General features: G+C 63.4%; 13 protein-coding genes. All 13 read left to right on the top strand.

Annotated features, from left to right (window positions below):
- Positions 1-46: 46 nt before the first annotated feature.
- A complete protein-coding gene (locus AC3WLM_RS18075; RefSeq protein WP_492478317.1) occupies positions 47-1,054 on the top strand; it encodes a PepSY-associated TM helix domain-containing protein in 1,008 nt (335 codons plus the stop codon).
- A complete protein-coding gene (locus AC3WLM_RS18080) occupies positions 1,051-1,980 on the top strand; it encodes a 2-hydroxyacid dehydrogenase (protein ID WP_492478318.1) in 930 nt (309 codons plus the stop codon). The genes AC3WLM_RS18075 and AC3WLM_RS18080 overlap by 4 nt, the downstream gene beginning before the upstream one ends.
- 168 nt (positions 1,981-2,148) lie before the next feature.
- Positions 2,149-2,823 carry a haloacid dehalogenase type II gene (locus AC3WLM_RS18085; RefSeq protein WP_427467077.1) on the top strand — a complete coding sequence of 225 codons (675 nt, stop codon included), beginning with the start codon at positions 2,149-2,151 and terminating at the stop codon, positions 2,821-2,823.
- Positions 2,823-4,340: an ABC transporter substrate-binding protein gene (locus AC3WLM_RS18090; RefSeq protein WP_492478319.1), complete on the top strand. Its 1,518-nt coding sequence runs from the start codon at positions 2,823-2,825 to the stop codon at positions 4,338-4,340. Before AC3WLM_RS18085 ends, AC3WLM_RS18090 begins: the two co-directional genes overlap by 1 nt.
- Positions 4,337-5,317 (top strand): ABC transporter permease, encoded by a 981-nt coding sequence (locus AC3WLM_RS18095; RefSeq protein WP_492478320.1) that lies wholly within the window; start codon positions 4,337-4,339, stop codon positions 5,315-5,317. The genes AC3WLM_RS18090 and AC3WLM_RS18095 overlap by 4 nt, the downstream gene beginning before the upstream one ends.
- 2 nt (positions 5,318-5,319) lie before the next feature.
- Positions 5,320-6,141: an ABC transporter permease gene (locus AC3WLM_RS18100; protein ID WP_492478321.1), complete on the top strand. Its 822-nt coding sequence runs from the start codon at positions 5,320-5,322 to the stop codon at positions 6,139-6,141.
- Positions 6,138-7,964: an ABC transporter ATP-binding protein gene (locus AC3WLM_RS18105; RefSeq protein WP_492478322.1), complete on the top strand. Its 1,827-nt coding sequence runs from the start codon at positions 6,138-6,140 to the stop codon at positions 7,962-7,964. Before AC3WLM_RS18100 ends, AC3WLM_RS18105 begins: the two co-directional genes overlap by 4 nt.
- Complete coding sequence (locus AC3WLM_RS18110) at positions 7,961-8,887, top strand: ornithine cyclodeaminase family protein (RefSeq protein ID WP_492478323.1); 927 nt, start codon at positions 7,961-7,963, stop codon at positions 8,885-8,887. The genes AC3WLM_RS18105 and AC3WLM_RS18110 overlap by 4 nt, the downstream gene beginning before the upstream one ends.
- Complete coding sequence (locus AC3WLM_RS18115; RefSeq protein WP_492478324.1) at positions 8,884-9,600, top strand: cupin domain-containing protein; 717 nt, start codon at positions 8,884-8,886, stop codon at positions 9,598-9,600. The genes AC3WLM_RS18110 and AC3WLM_RS18115 overlap by 4 nt, the downstream gene beginning before the upstream one ends.
- Positions 9,601-9,774: 174 nt before the next feature.
- Positions 9,775-10,632 (top strand): GNAT family N-acetyltransferase, encoded by an 858-nt coding sequence (locus AC3WLM_RS18120; RefSeq protein ID WP_492478325.1) that lies wholly within the window; start codon positions 9,775-9,777, stop codon positions 10,630-10,632.
- Between the two features lie 19 nt (positions 10,633-10,651).
- On the top strand, positions 10,652-11,833 hold the full coding sequence (locus AC3WLM_RS18125; RefSeq protein ID WP_492478512.1) for an alanine racemase: 1,182 nt from the start codon (positions 10,652-10,654) through the stop codon (positions 11,831-11,833).
- Positions 11,834-11,874: 41 nt separating this feature from the next.
- Complete coding sequence (locus AC3WLM_RS18130; RefSeq protein ID WP_492478327.1) at positions 11,875-13,155, top strand: NAD(P)/FAD-dependent oxidoreductase; 1,281 nt, start codon at positions 11,875-11,877, stop codon at positions 13,153-13,155.
- Positions 13,152-14,612 carry an aldehyde dehydrogenase family protein gene (locus tag AC3WLM_RS18135; RefSeq protein WP_492478328.1) on the top strand — a complete coding sequence of 487 codons (1,461 nt, stop codon included), beginning with the start codon at positions 13,152-13,154 and terminating at the stop codon, positions 14,610-14,612. The genes AC3WLM_RS18130 and AC3WLM_RS18135 overlap by 4 nt, the downstream gene beginning before the upstream one ends.
- Positions 14,613-14,618 lie beyond the last annotated feature (6 nt).

A 14,618-nucleotide genomic window follows, 5' to 3' on the forward strand; every position in this document is an offset into this window, starting at 1 on the left:
GCCGGAGCCCCCGCTCCGGCAACCCGACTTTTTCGGCAAAGCTCCCATGGCGCGTAGCGGCTTTCTGACTTGGCATCGCCGTATGGCCCTGCTGTTCGTGCCGCTGATTTTCCTGCAGGCGCTGACGGGCACAATCCTGTTGCTGCGGGAGCCGCTTGCCTACGTTCTGGAACCGCAAGGCTCCGATGGTCCGTTGCTCGGGGTTCCGGCGCTTGCAGCGGCCGCGGCCCGTACCGGCATGCATCTTAAGCGGCTATACCTGCCAGCATATCCTGGCGGGCCGGTAATGGCGCAATTGGCCAGAGCCGACGGTAGCATGCACTATGCGGCAATCGAGCCAGCATCGGGCGTTATCCTGCGCGAAGGTGGAATCTGGGCTTTTCCGCTGGAGGCTGCCCTGCAGTGGCATTACCGGTTGATGTCCGGCACGGTCGGCCTTGTCGTTGTCGCGCTGAATGGCATCGTACTGCTGCTGCTCTCCGGGACCGGGCTAGGGTTCTGGTGGCCTGCGGCCGGGCGCTGGAAGACATCGCTGAAGATCAATCCGAAGATGCCCGCGCGCGTGCGGTTGCGGCAATGGCATCGCAGCGGGGGCGTGTTGGCATCGCTGCTGGTGCTGTTCAGCGCGGTGACTGGCGTGCTGCTTGCCGCTCCCGATTTGGCACCCGCCGCGCCGATGGCAACCACGGCCTTTGTGGCAAGTCCGATGCAACTCGATGGGGCGATGGGATCGGCAACGCGAGCCTATCCTGCCGCGGCAATACGGGACGTGCGCTTTCCGGCCGCTGACCGGATCGACGTGAACTTCCGCGCGCCGGAAGAAGGGCCATTGGCAGTTCATGCCGTCTCGGTCAGGCTTTCGGACGCAAGGCTGCTGCACGTCGTTCCGGCCGCGCAAAGTCCGGCCCTGTGGATGAAGGTCCTGCCTTTGCATACTGGCGACAGCGGGGGAATTTTCGGAATGCTCATGCTTCTTCTGGAGGCACTGGCAATCATGGCTCTTTCGATCACCGGCCCCATGATGTGGTGGCGGCAAAGGAAAATGCGCAAGTGACACTGCTCTATCACGGTCTGGAACAACGCGGTCGGGTGTGGCGCGAGATCGTTGCCTCGCGCGTTCCGCAAATGCCCTTTCTGCACTGGGGCAAGGACAGCGTCGATCCGCAGGTCGTCCGGTATATTGCCACTTGGAATGCACCCCCGGACTTCATTGCGCAGTTTCCCAACCTCGAGATCCTGTTCAGCGTGGGTGCTGGTATCGACCAGTTGCCTATCGGCGCGCTGCCACCACAGGTGCGGGTGGTGCGAATGGTGGAGCAGGGCATCATTACCGGCATGGCAGAATACGTGGCGATGGCTTGCCTTGCCCTGCATCGCGACCTGCCGTTCTTCATTTCGGAACAGCGGGCCGGGCGCTGGACCTATCGGCACACGCGGCTGGCGTCGGAAAGCCGGATCGGCGTGATGGGCCTGGGTGAACTGGGGCGAGCGGCGTTGGACGTGCTCAAGCCGCTGGGCTTTCCGTTGTCGGGCTGGAGCAGGACCCGGCGGGAGATCGCGGGCGTGGAGTGCTTTGCCGGCACGGAGCAACTGGATGCATTTCTGATGCAGGCGGACATTCTCGTTTGCCTGCTACCACTGACGGACGAGACTCGCGGAATTCTGTGCCGTGAGACCTTTGCCAAGATGCCGGTCGGTAGTGCCGTCATCAATGCCGGGCGGGGCGGTCATCTGGTTGCCGAAGACCTGATCGAAGCCCTGGACCAAGGGCAGTTGCGCGCAGCCATGCTTGACGTGACCTGCCCGGAGCCACTGCCCGAGGGCCATGCATTCTATAGCCATCCCGCCATTTTCCTGACGCCGCACGTGGCAGCGGAGACGCGACACGAGACGGCGGGTAACGTCTTGGCCGACAATCTTGAGCGGTTGCTGGCGGGTGATGCGCTGCTGGGCGAAGTCGACCGCAAGCGGGGCTATTGAAGTGCGGCATGACGTGCTGCGGAATCCCATCAGAACAGTGCAGCGCGCCTTGCCCGGCTTGAACGAACGGGTGCAAGTTCTGCCTGATCGGTGGTCATCTTTCCCGGTCACAAGGCCCTCGAGAATTCAAGAGTCAACGGGGCCAGAAACAGGAAACGAGTTTCGATCATGACCACAGCTGTTTTCACGCCCAAGTTCATCAGCTTCGATTGCTACGGCACGCTGACCCGCTTCCGCATGACGGAGATGGCGACGGCACTCTATGCTGACCGCATTGCCGCCGAGGCTCTGCCGGAATTCTGCAATGACTGGGCAGCCTATCGGCTCGATGAGGTGCTGGGTCCTTGGAAGCCCTATAGCGAAGTCCTAGCCAATTCGCTGGAGCGCTGTTCGAAGAAGTGGGGTGTGGAGTTCCGCCTGGCCGAGGCGACCGCGATTTATGAAGCGGTGCCGACCTGGGGGCCGCACGATGACGTGCCTGGTGGCCTTTCGAAGATCTGCGACAAGATCCCGCTGGTGATCCTTTCCAACGCGATGAACAGCCAGATCATGTCGAACGTCGAAAAGCTCGGCGCGACATTCTACAAGGTCTACACCGCCGAGAGCGCGCAGGCCTACAAGCCGCGCATGCAGGCATTCGAGTACATGTTCGACCAGCTCGGCATGGGACCGGAAGTGGGCATGCATGTCTCGTCGAGCTTCCGCTATGACCAGAATACCGCGACCGACCTCGGCTTTGGCTGCCGGGTGTTTGTCGGCCGCGGACATGAGCCTTCGAACGCCAACTATCGCGATGTGGAAATTCCGCACATCGGCGCGCTTCCCGCGGTCGTCGGCCTCTGATGCTTTCGCGCCGTCTCTTGCTGGGAAGCCTTGCTGCGGGGGTCGCGCTGGCCCCTGCCGACAGGCTGATCGGGAAACCCCGCAGGGGCGGCCGGATTCGCGTCGCCGGAATCGTCGCATCGACTTCCGATACCCTGGACCCGGCGCGTGCGGGCAATTCCAGCGACTACATGCGCATGTTCCTGCTCTATAGCGGACTGACGCAATACGATCGCGGGCTGGCGGTGAAGCCGGGTCTGGCGGAATCGATCGAATCCACCGACAATGTGACGTGGACCATCCGCCTGCGCCGCGGCGTGCAGTTCCACAACGGCAAGTCGCTCGATGCTGGCGATGTTGTCCATTCGCTGCTGCGTCACCGTGATCCGGCGGTGGGATCGAAGGTCAAGGCAGTGGCGGAGCAGTTCGCCAGTGCCCGCCGGGTGAATGCGCACGAGGTGGAATTGCGCCTGATCGGCCCAAATCCCGACCTTCCCATCATTCTGGCGCAGCCTCAGTTCGTGATCGTGGAGAACGGACGGCGGGAATTCAGCACGGCAAATGGTACCGGGCCGTTCGCGCTCAAGGCTTTCGCGCCGGGCATCCGCACGATCGTGCAGCGCAATCCCAACTACTGGAAGCCGGGGCAGCCCTATCTCGACGAGATCGAGCTGATCGCGATTCCGGACGAGCTTTCACGGGTAAACGCTCTGCTTTCGGGCGACGTGCAGATGTGCATCTCTGTCAGTCCGGGATCGGTGAAGCGGGTGCGGGCATCGTCATCGCATCTGGTGATGGAGACCAAGTCAGGGCTCTATACCGATCTGGTCATGCGGCAGGACAATCCAGTGACCGGCCATCCCGATTTCGTGCTGGCGATGAAGCACCTGATGGACCGGGACCTGATCAAGCGGGCGCTGTTCCGGGGTTTTGCGACGATTGCCAACGACCAGCCAATCTCGCCGCTGGATCCCTATTTCAACGCTGACATTCCGCAGCGCGCGTTCGACCCGCACAAGGCGAAGTTCCTGCTCAAGCGGTCTGGCCTCTTGGGCACTCGTCTGCCGGTCTATGTCTCGCCGGCGGCAACGCAATCCGTGGACATGGGGTCGATCCTTCAGGAGCACGCCGCGCAGATCGGGCTCAATCTGGCGATCAATCGCGTGCCAAGTGACGGGTATTGGTCAACCCACTGGATGAAACACCCTTTGACCTTCGGGAACATCAACCAGCGGCCAACGACCGACCTCCAGTTCAGCCTGTTCTTCCAGTCCAAGGCGACGGAGAACGAGGCGGGGTGGAAGAATGCGAAGTTCGACAAGCTGTTGATCGAGGCGCGGCAATCGCGCGACCCGGCACTGCGCAAGGCGATCTATGGCGAGATGCAATGGATGATCCATCGCACCGGGGGGCTGGGCATTCCGGTGTTCATAAGCCTTCTCGACGGCTATGACCGACGCATTCGCGGGCTTCAACCAATCCCGCTGGGTGGCCTGATGGGCTATTCTTTCGGCGAACACGTGTGGCTTGAAGCATGAGCGGCGCAGCTTCTGGTTCGCCTTGGCGCGGTCCGGCCCGCTTGGTGGCCAAGCGCATCGGCCTTGCATTCATCACCCTGCTGCTGGTTTCGGCGGTGGTCTTCACGATCAGCGGCCTGCTGCCGGGCGATGCGGCGCAGGAATTGCTGGGGCAAGGCGCAACGCCCGAACAGATTGCGGCTTTGCGGCATGAGATGGGCCTCGATCGGCCGGCCGTGGTCCGCTACTTCGAATGGCTGCGGGCCATCGCCGTGGGCGATCCGGGCAATTCGATCGTCGCCAACAAGCCGGTGGCCGACATTATTTCGGAGCGGCTGCCGAATACGCTGACTTTGGCAGGCCTTACGGCCGCATTTGCGGTGCCGTTCGCATTTCTGATTGGCATAGTGTCAGCTGTCACCCGGGGACGGGCGACGGATCGCGCGCTCAACATCATGACGCTGGCGATGGTGGCCCTGCCGGAGTTCCTGGTGGCGACGATTGCCGTGCTGGTGTTTTCGGTAAAGCTGCTGTGGCTCCCGTCGATCACCATTGTGCCGCAGGACCCGACACTGGGCGAGTTCCTGCGTGCCTATGCCATGCCGGTGATGGTTCTGGGCGTGGGTGTGATTGCTCAGCTGGGGCGAATGATCCGGGCGGCAATCATTGCCGAACTGGACCGACCCTATGTGGAAATGGCGCGCTTGAAGGGCGTTTCGCAAGCGCGCCTGATCGTGCGCCATGTCCTGCCCAATGCAGTGGGGCCGATTGCCAATGCGATGGCGCTGAGCCTTTCCTACCTTTTCGGCGGGGCGATCATCGTGGAGACGATCTTCAGCTATCCGGGGCTGGCCAGCCTGATGGTCAATGCGGTGACATCGCGCGACATGCCGCTGCTGCAGGCCTGCGCCATGATCTTCTGCGCGGCATACCTGCTGCTGGTGCTGATCGCCGACACGGTTGCCATCCTCGCCAATCCACGTTTGCGACAGGGATGACCATGGCCAATCTCATTCGCCGTGCAGGGCGCCTGCCGCTATCGGGCAAGATCGGTCTTGCACTGGTGCTGTTCTGGATCGTGGTTGCTGTGATCGGGCCATGGATTGCGCCCTATCCGCCGGGCTCCTTCGTAAATCAGGAAGTCTTTGCTGGTTCAAGCAGTGCCCACTGGCTGGGCAGCGATTTCCTTGGGCGCGACGTCCTGAGCCGCCTGCTTTCCGGCGCGCGCTTTACCGTCGGGCTTTCTGCGATAGCAGTGGCGATTGCCGCCAGTATCGGCACCGGCTTGGCCTTGACCGCAGCAGTGGGGCCACGCTGGCTGGACGAACTGCTTTCGCGCGCCATGGACACGCTGATCTCGATCCCCAGCAAGATCTTTGCGCTGGTGCTGGTGGCGGCGTTCGGCTCCTCGCTGGTGCTGCTGACGACAATCATTGCCATCACTTACGTGCCCGGCAATTTCCGTATTGCCCGCTCACTGGCGGTGGGGCTGGCCAAACTGGACTATGTGGAAGTGGCGCGGGCGCGGGGCGAAGGGCGGCTGCACCTGGCGCTGGTGGAAGTCTTGCCGAACATGATCAAGCCGCTGTTTGCCGATATCGGCCTGCGCTTCGTGTTCATCGTGCTGCTGCTGTCTGGCCTCAGCTTCCTGGGCCTTGGGCTGCAGCCGCCTGATGCAGATTTGGGGTCTTTGGTGCGCGAGAACACTTCTGGCCTTGCCGAAGGAGCGCTGGCGATCATTGCGCCCGCCGTGGCGATTGCCAGCCTGACGGTTGGAGTAAACCTGCTGATCGATGCCGCCACGCAGGGGAAGGCCGAATGACGATGCAGCCCCATGTGAAGGTGGAAGGCCTGTGCGTGACTGTCCGTGCGGCAGACGGCTCTCCTTTGCGCATCGTCGATGACGTCTCGTTTGCCATCCAACGCGGCGAGGTGCTGGCGCTGATCGGGGAATCCGGTTCGGGCAAGACAACGATTGCGCTTTCGCTCATGGGCTATGCCCGCGGCGGGGCGAGGATATCCGGCCAGATCAGGGTTGGCGATGCCGCGCTTGATGGTGCAGGGGCCAGCAGTCTGGCCGCGCAGCGCGGGCATCGCATTACCTATGTTGCGCAAAGCGCGGCGGCTGCGTTCAATCCTTCGCGCCGGGTGATCGAGCAGGTGATCGAGCCTGCGCTGATCCATGGCACTGCATCGGACGCCGATGCGCGCAGGCACGCGGTCGAATTGTTCGAGGCGCTGGCGCTGCCCAATCCGCAGACCATCGGCAGCCGCTACCCTCATGAGCTTTCAGGCGGGCAGCTGCAGCGCCTGATGGCGGCGATGGCGCTGATCACGCGGCCCGATCTGGTGATCTTTGACGAGCCGACGACGGCGCTGGACGTTACCACGCAGGTGGAAGTGCTGCAGGCCTTCCGCAAGGTGGTGCGCGAACAGGGCGCAACCGGCGTCTATGTTTCGCACGATCTGGCGGTGGTGGCGCAGATGGCGGACCGCGTGCTCGTGCTCAATCGCGGGACGGTGCGTGAGCAGAATACCGTGCAAGCAGTGCTTGAGACGCCTGCCGACGATTATACTCGCACACTGCTGGCAGCGGCCAAGCCCGTGGTCAAAGCCTCCGTACCGAGTGCGGCCGGGTCTGCCCCATTGTTATCGATCAACGGCATTCATGCAGGATACGGCCCGGTCGACCGGCAGGGACGCCCCGCGCATCCTGTGCTCAGCGATGTCAGCCTGACCGTACCGCGCGGCGGCGCCGTGGGAGTGATTGGGGAATCAGGCTCGGGCAAATCGACGGTGGCGCGCGTAGTGGCGGGGCTTCTGGCTCCTACGGCGGGCGAGGTCGTGCTGGATGGTCAGCCGCTGGCGGCCTCGCTCGGCGCGCGAAGCCGCGAGGAATTGCGCCGCATCCAGATCGTGTTTCAGAATGCGGACGTTGCGCTGAACCCGGCGCATTCAGTTGGCGAGATCCTCGGACGCGTGCTGCGTTTCTATCATGGCATGAGCGGCCTTGCTGCCAAGGCACGCGTGGCCGAACTGCTTGATCTGATCAAGCTTCCGGCCGGGGTGGCGGAGCGGCGTTGTGACGAGCTTTCGGGCGGGCAGAAGCAGCGTGTGAACCTGGCGCGCGCGCTGGCGGCCAATCCGGACGTGATTCTGTGCGACGAGGTGACCTCGGCACTGGATACCGTGGTGCGCGAGGCGATCCTTGAACTTCTGGCAGAATTGCGCCGCGATCTTGGCGTGGCCTATCTGTTCATCAGCCACGATATTGCGACGGTGAAGGCACTGTGTGACGAGATCGTCGTGCTCTACAAGGGCACACGCGTGGAAAGCGGCCAGAGCGCAACCTACGATGCGCCGCCCTATCATCCCTATACCGACCTGCTGATTTCCTCGGTGCCCGAACTGCGGACGGATTGGCTTTCGGGCGTAGGGCAAAAGGGCAAGGCACAGTTGGGCCTGGCGGAAGGCGATGCCGGGCTTTGCCGGTTCCTGCCGCGCTGCCCGGTAGCGATAGCGGGGCGGTGCGATACCAGTCCGCCGCCGCTGCGGGTGATGGATGCAGGCAATGTGGTGCTGTGTCACCGGACAGAGCCCGATCTGGCAGGCCGCGAGCTGCAAATGGACGGGAACCAGTCTTGAAGTTCATCACAGAAGAAGAGTCTGCTGCGTTCGTAACGCACGAGATGGCCTATGCCGCGGCGAGAGAAGCGCTGTGTGCGGTCGTCGAAGACGCGGTTCTCTTTCCAGCGGTGCTTGCCCATGGCACTGCCCCAACCAACCGCTTTTCGATCAAGTCGGCCTCGACCGGGAGCTTTGCGGGGCTGAAGGTCGGCTCGTTCTGGCCTGGCAACCCTGAGATCGGATTGCCCCGGCATAACTCTGTGATCCTGCTGTTCGACCAGAGTATCGGCCGGGTCGAGTGGGTCATCGAGGCGGGCAAGGTCAATGCCTATCGCACGGCGGCGGCCGATGCAGTTGCCGCCGATGTGCTGGCACGGCCGGATGCTCCGCTGCTGGCCGTATTTGGCGCTGGCAATCAGGCGCTGTTCGAATGCCTGGCCATTTCCCGCATCCGTCCGATCACGCAAGTTCTGGTCGTGGCGAGAGATGAGGCCAAGGGGCGCGAATTCGTGGCGGCGCTCGAGGCTGAGGGCCTCAAGGCAACGCTTGCCGATGCCCAGGGCGCCTGCGAGCGGGCCGATATCATCGTGACGGCAACGCCCGCCCGTGCGCCACTGTTCGAGGCGGAATGGGTCCGACCCGGTACGCACATTGCCAGCATGGGATCGGATGCGGCGGGCAAGCAGGAGCTGCCACCCGCGCTCTTCGAACGCGCTGCGCTGTTCTGCGATTATCCAGCGCAGGCGGTGGTGATGGGCGACCTGCAGCACTTCACCGGCGATCGCAGCCGGATCACCGCGCTGGGCGATGTACTGCTGGGGCGCGCCGAGGGGCGAACGTCGCCTGATCAGATCACGGTGTTCGACAGTTCGGGCATTGCCCTGCAGGACCTGACCATTGCCCGCAGCCTGATTACCGCATGGGAAAGAGAAAACGCATGACGACAATGGAAGCCGGACAGACCGCAGTAGGTGCGGTGATGGATATTCGCGCCTATGCGCCCGTGGCCAAACCGTCGGCTGACTGGCTTGAAGGCCGTGCCGCTCCGGCTTTTGCCGATGACAAGGCGGTGGTTTCTGCCTTCGCACTGCGGGGCAAGGGGCAAGTTTCAACGCTGCCGGCCGATGAGTTCGTGCTGGTGCTGCAAGGCTCGCTTGAGGTTGCCGCTGAGGACGCGACGCTGTCACTAGGAGCACACGACTGCTGCGCGCTGCCGTTCGGCTGCGGCTTTGGCTGGACCGCGTCGGACGATATGCTTGCGGTGGTCTATTCGGCGCCGACGGACCGTGCGGGCAACCGCACCACGCCGGTGATGATCGACAAGAACGCGCCGCTCAACCCCTCCAATCCGCCTGCAATCGAAAACCTGCTGGGCGAGGTGCCGACCTGCCGGGGCTTTTCGGACTACGTTTCGGCCAATGCCGAATTCTGCGCCGGAACCTGGGATTCCACGCCCTATCACCGCCGTCAGATCCCCTATCGTCAGGTGGAGCTGATGCTGCTGTTGGAAGGGGCGGTGACATTCACTGACGGGAATGGCAGCGTATCGTTCGGCAAGGACGACGTGTGCCTCTTCGTGCGCGGTGATGGCTGTGCATGGTTGAGCGAGGAATACGTGAAGAAGGTCTTTGCGACGCAACGCCCGCTTGGCTGACTTTGGAGCCTCAGGGGCGGCATATTATACCGCGCCTGACGGCATCTTGCGCATGACCGCCGTGAAGATTTCCGGCTTTCGGAACATTTTACCAGCGCGAATCCGCTTTAACCTTGGCCAGCGCGCCGTAGGCTAAATTTCTGCCGGCGGTTGGTGTGGAGGAGTATCTTGCAGATGTCGGGGGCCAAGGTCGGGAGCGACAGCAACGGCGTGACTGCGCTGCGATCGGACCATCTCGTACAGGCGCAGGGCCTCTCGCAGGCGCTCAAGTGGCCGTACCGGCTAGAAGACTGGCAATTTGCCTTCGAGCTGGGGCGTGGCTATGCGGTCGAAGCTGAGGGCAAGTTGCTGGGAACGGCGCTGTGGTGGCCCTATGGAGATGATTTCGCCACGATCGGCATGATCATCGTCTCACCCGATGCGCAGCGGCAGGGGATTGGCGGGAGGCTGATGGCGGCACTGCTGGCCGATGCGGCGGGACGGCGGATCACTCTGATCACCACCAAGGATGGCGAACCGCTCTACACCAAGCTGGGCTTTGCCCGCTGCGGGTTCATCACACAGCACCAGGCTGTGCTGGACAAGGTTCCTGCGATCGACACCGCCGTACCGGTGCGGGCAGCAACGCCAAGCGACCGCGAGGCGATTGGTGCGGTCGATGCGGCGGCATCGGGCATGGACCGACGCGTCCTGCTCGACGCGCTGCTTGAGGTGGCAGACGCGGTGGTCGTCGAGCGCGCGGGCGTGATCTCGGGCTATGGCTGCGTCAGGCGCTGGGGACGCGGGGTGGTGATTGGTCCGGTGGTTGCTGCCAGTGCCGAGGATGCCAAGGCCATGGTTGCCGTACTCGCTTCGGCTTATGAAGGCGTTTTCGTGCGGATCGACGTGACCGATGTGAGCGGCCTTGCACCGTGGCTGGTTGAGATCGGCCTGCCACAGGTGGACCGGGCGCCGATCATGGCGCTGGGCGCACCGCCGGTTTCTGCACCGGGGACAATGCTGGTGGCGCTTTCGAACCAGTCGCTTGGCTGAAGCCATTCTTACAGGCAGGATGTTGATGACCGAAGCTGCAGCCCTAGACGCCGAATTGGCAACTCCGGTTTCGCTGGAAACAGTGGCGACGCCGGCGTTGATCCTCGACGTAACCAAGGTTGATCGCAATATCGCGCGTCTGCGCGCGCATCTTGCAAAGCTTGGAACCGGGTTTCGACCGCACGTGAAAACGAGCAAGTCGATAGAGGTCGCGCGCAGGCTATTTCCGGAAGGAACAGGGCCGATCACCGTTTCGACGTTGGCCGAGGCGGAGTATTTTGCAGAAGGTGGGTTTGACGACATCACTTATGCCGTCGGCCTGAGCCTTGACCGAATTGCGCGGGCTCGCAAGCTGGTCACCAAAGGCGTGCGGCTTTCGGTGCTGATCGATACGCTGGAGCAGGCTCGAGCCCTGGTTGCTGCGGCGGGAGATGGCGGGCCGATGCCGGCCGTGCTGATCGAGATCGATTGCGACGGACATCGCGGGGGAGTTCTGCCGGACGACCCTGATCTTGTCGCTATTGCAGACGTACTGCGGAACGGACGGGTGGAACTGGCCGGCGTGCTGACACACGCGGGAGAATCCTACAATGCCCGCGGCGGCGCCGGTTTGCCGGAAGCCGCCGAGGGCGAGCGGGCGGCAGCAGTGGCGGCGGCGGAAATGCTGCGGGCTGCCGGCCATGCCTCGCCCGTGGTCAGCGTCGGCTCCACGCCGACGGCGCATTTTGCGCAGGATCTTACGGGCGTGACCGAGGTGCGCGCGGGCGTGTTCAGCTTCTTCGATCTGGTAATGCACGGGATCGGCGTCTGTTCGCTGGACGACATTGCGGCATCGGTGCTGCTGACGGTGATCGGCCATCGCCCGGAAAAGGGTTGGATCCTGACTGACGGGGGCTGGATGGCCCTTTCGCGCGACAGGGGGACGCAGCGCCATCCGGTGGACCAGGGTTATGGCCTGGTCTGCGATATCGACGGCAATCCGTTTTCTGACGTGATCGTGGAGGACGCCAGCCAGGAGCACGGCATCATCAAGGTGCGCCCGGGCAGCGGTGGCGTTCTGCCGAAACTGGCCATCGGTTCGCGCGTGCGGGTGCTGCCCAACCACGCCTGCGCCACTTGCGCGCAGCACGAGGCCTACAACGTAGTCGATGGCACGGGGCGCGCAATCGTCGGCAATTGGCCACGCATGCGGGGTTGGTGACGCCGCCTTCCTTTCCGGAGCCCGCGAGGGTGGAGAACGACATGAAGATGACCTCCTACTGGCTCGATAGCGCGAAGCCCTTTGCCTCGGGCGCGCCGGGCGGGCCAAGTGGCACTGCCGATGTTGCCGTGATTGGCGCAGGTTTCACGGGTCTTTCCGCCGCGCTTGCGCTGGCCAGGAAGGGGGCGAAGGTCGTCGTCCTCGAGGCGGACCGCGTGGCGGGGGCAGCCTCCGGCCGGAATGGTGGCATGTGCAACAACGGTTTTGCGCAAGACTATGGCGGCATGGTCGAGAAGTTCGGGCTGGATCGCGCGAACATGCTTTACCGTGCCTTCGATGCCGGGGTGGATCTGGTGGAGCAGATCGTGGCCGAGGAAGGCATCGAGTGCCATTTCGGACGCGTCGGCAAGCTGAAGCTGGCGGCAAAGCCCGAGCATTTCGAGAAGATCAAGCGGTCGCAGGATCTGTTGGCGCGTAATGTCGATCCCGAGACGAGCCTGGTCATGCCGCAGGACCTGCGGACGGAAATCGGTTCGGACATCTTTTACGGAGGCATGCTCTACGGCAAGAGCGCCAACATGCACATGGGCGAGTACGGGCAGGGCCTGGCCGAAGCCGTGGTGCGGCGGGGCGGTACGATCTTCGAGCATAACCCCTTGCTCAAGATGCGCCGCGTTTCAGGCACAAGCCATGAACTGACGACGCCGCACGGCAGCCTGATTGCCAATCAGGTGTTGTTGGCTACTGGCACGTCACGTGTTGGGCCGCTGGGTTGGTTTCGCCGTCGCCTGGTGCCGGTCGGAGCCTATCTGATCGCGACAGAGCCTTTGCCGGTGGATCTGCTTGACCGACTGACGCCGCGTCGGCGCAACACGGTCGATACGCGCAACTTCGTCAGCTATTTCCGCACGACCCCGGACAACCGCATCCTCTTTGGCGGACGGGCGCGCTTTTCGAGCCGCAGCGATCCGGCGGCAGATGCCAAGAGCGGAACGATCCTGCGGCGGTCCATGGCGAACTTCTTTCCCGAGCTGGCCGATGCGCGCATCGATTACTGCTGGGGCGGGATGGTGGACATGACCAGCGACCGCCTGCCGCGTGCCGGGGAGCGGGACGGCCTGTTCTATTCAATGGGGTACAGCGGCCACGGCACGCACATGGCGACGTACATGGGCAAGATCATGGCCGAGGTGCTGGACGGCAAGGCCGATGCGAACCCGTGGCGCGATTTCGATTGGCCAGCGATCCCGGGATACTTCGGGACGCCATGGTTCCTGCCGTTCGTCGGCGCCTACTACCGCTACAAGGACATGGTAGGATGAGCGATCCAGCGCAGGACGCACTGCAGGCGGTGCTTCCGCTCACGGGCAAGGCCTATATCGACGGCGAGTGGATCGACCTGCCCGGCACAGAACGGCTGCCGGTGATCAATCCCGCCAATGGCAACTGTATCGCGCAAGTCGCGGCGGGCACGGCGGCGGATCTTGACCGGGCGGTGGCGGCGGCGCGGGGGGCCTTTGCCGCATTCTCGCAAAGCCCCGTGGCAGCACGAATCGCGCTACTGGAACGCGTCCACGCGCTGATGGCCGAACGGGCCGAAGCGCTGGCACAGGTGCTGGTGACGGAGATGGGCGCGGCGATCAGCTTTGCCCGCGCATCGCATGTACCGTTCGCGCTGGGCCATGTGCAGGCCGCGATCGAGGTGCTGAGGGACTACGAGTTCCTGACGATGCGCGGCACGACGGCCATCGTGCGCGAACCCATCGGCGTTGCCGCGCTGATCACGCCGTGGAACTGGCCGCTCTACCAGATCACCGCAAAGGTTGCCCCAGCGCTGGCTGCGGGATGCACGGTGGTGCTGAAACCCAGCGAGCTTTCGCCGTTGAGCGCGATCATGTTTGCGCAGATCGTGCATGATGCCGGCGCGCCTGCAGGTGTGTTCAACCTGCTTAACGGAACCGGCAGCGAAGTGGGCGCGGGCATGGCCGCGCACCCGGATGTCGACATGATCTCGATTACCGGATCGAACCGCGCTGGCGTATTGGTGGCACAAGGTGCGGCCCCCACGGTCAAGCGAGTGACGCAGGAGCTGGGCGGCAAATCTCCCAACGTGCTGCTGCCCGATGTCGATTTCGAGCGCGTCGTGCCGTTGGGTGTGATGGCCGCATTCCGCAACGTCGGCCAATCGTGCAGCGCGCCAACGCGGATGATCGTGCCGCGCTCAGCCCTGGCACAAGTCGAAGCAATTGCGCGCAGAACGGTCGAAGGCATCATCGTGGGCGATCCGACCGAGGATGCAACGACGCTTGGTCCTATCGCTAATGCAGCGCAGCATCGTCGCGTTCAGACGATGATCGCGGTGGGCATCGAGGAGGGCGCGAGGCTGGTATGCGGAGGTCTTGGCAGTCCGGAAGGGCTCGATCACGGCCTCTTCGTCCAGCCGACAATCTTCTCCGACGTTTCCAGTGGGATGCGCATCGCGCAGGAGGAAATCTTCGGGCCGGTGCTGGTCATCATCCCTTACGACAACATCGACGAGGCGGTCGCGATCGCCAATGACACCGACTACGGCCTTGGCGGCCATGTCCACGGTGCCGACCTTGATCAGGCCCGCAGCGTGGCTCTGCGCATCCGCACGGGGCAAGTCCACATCAACTCGCCGGCGTGGGATCCTCACGCTCCATTCGGCGGCTACAAGCGGTCCGGCAACGGCCGCGAATACGGGCTCTTCGGCTTCGAGGAATATCTCGAGGTAAAGGCCATTCTTGGTTTCGCATGAAGTCCG

Source organism: Novosphingobium sp. FW305-C-30-35, from assembly GCF_058783135.1.

Excerpts from the sequence above, each read along its gene's own strand:
- AC3WLM_RS18105 (WP_492478322.1), top strand. The coding sequence starts at position 6,138 with ATGACGATGCAGCCCCATGTGAAGGTGGAAGGCCTGTGCGTGACTGTC.
- AC3WLM_RS18100 (WP_492478321.1), top strand. The coding sequence starts at position 5,320 with ATGGCCAATCTCATTCGCCGTGCAGGGCGCCTGCCGCTATCGGGCAAG.
- AC3WLM_RS18075 (WP_492478317.1), top strand. The coding sequence starts at position 47 with ATGGCGCGTAGCGGCTTTCTGACTTGGCATCGCCGTATGGCCCTGCTG.
- AC3WLM_RS18090 (WP_492478319.1), top strand. The coding sequence starts at position 2,823 with ATGCTTTCGCGCCGTCTCTTGCTGGGAAGCCTTGCTGCGGGGGTCGCG.
- AC3WLM_RS18085 (WP_427467077.1), top strand. The coding sequence starts at position 2,149 with ATGACCACAGCTGTTTTCACGCCCAAGTTCATCAGCTTCGATTGCTAC.
- AC3WLM_RS18125 (WP_492478512.1), top strand. The coding sequence starts at position 10,652 with ATGTTGATGACCGAAGCTGCAGCCCTAGACGCCGAATTGGCAACTCCG.
- AC3WLM_RS18120 (WP_492478325.1), top strand. The coding sequence starts at position 9,775 with ATGTCGGGGGCCAAGGTCGGGAGCGACAGCAACGGCGTGACTGCGCTG.
- AC3WLM_RS18130 (WP_492478327.1), top strand. The coding sequence starts at position 11,875 with ATGAAGATGACCTCCTACTGGCTCGATAGCGCGAAGCCCTTTGCCTCG.
- AC3WLM_RS18095 (WP_492478320.1), top strand. The coding sequence starts at position 4,337 with ATGAGCGGCGCAGCTTCTGGTTCGCCTTGGCGCGGTCCGGCCCGCTTG.
- AC3WLM_RS18115 (WP_492478324.1), top strand. The coding sequence starts at position 8,884 with ATGACGACAATGGAAGCCGGACAGACCGCAGTAGGTGCGGTGATGGAT.
- AC3WLM_RS18135 (WP_492478328.1), top strand. The coding sequence starts at position 13,152 with ATGAGCGATCCAGCGCAGGACGCACTGCAGGCGGTGCTTCCGCTCACG.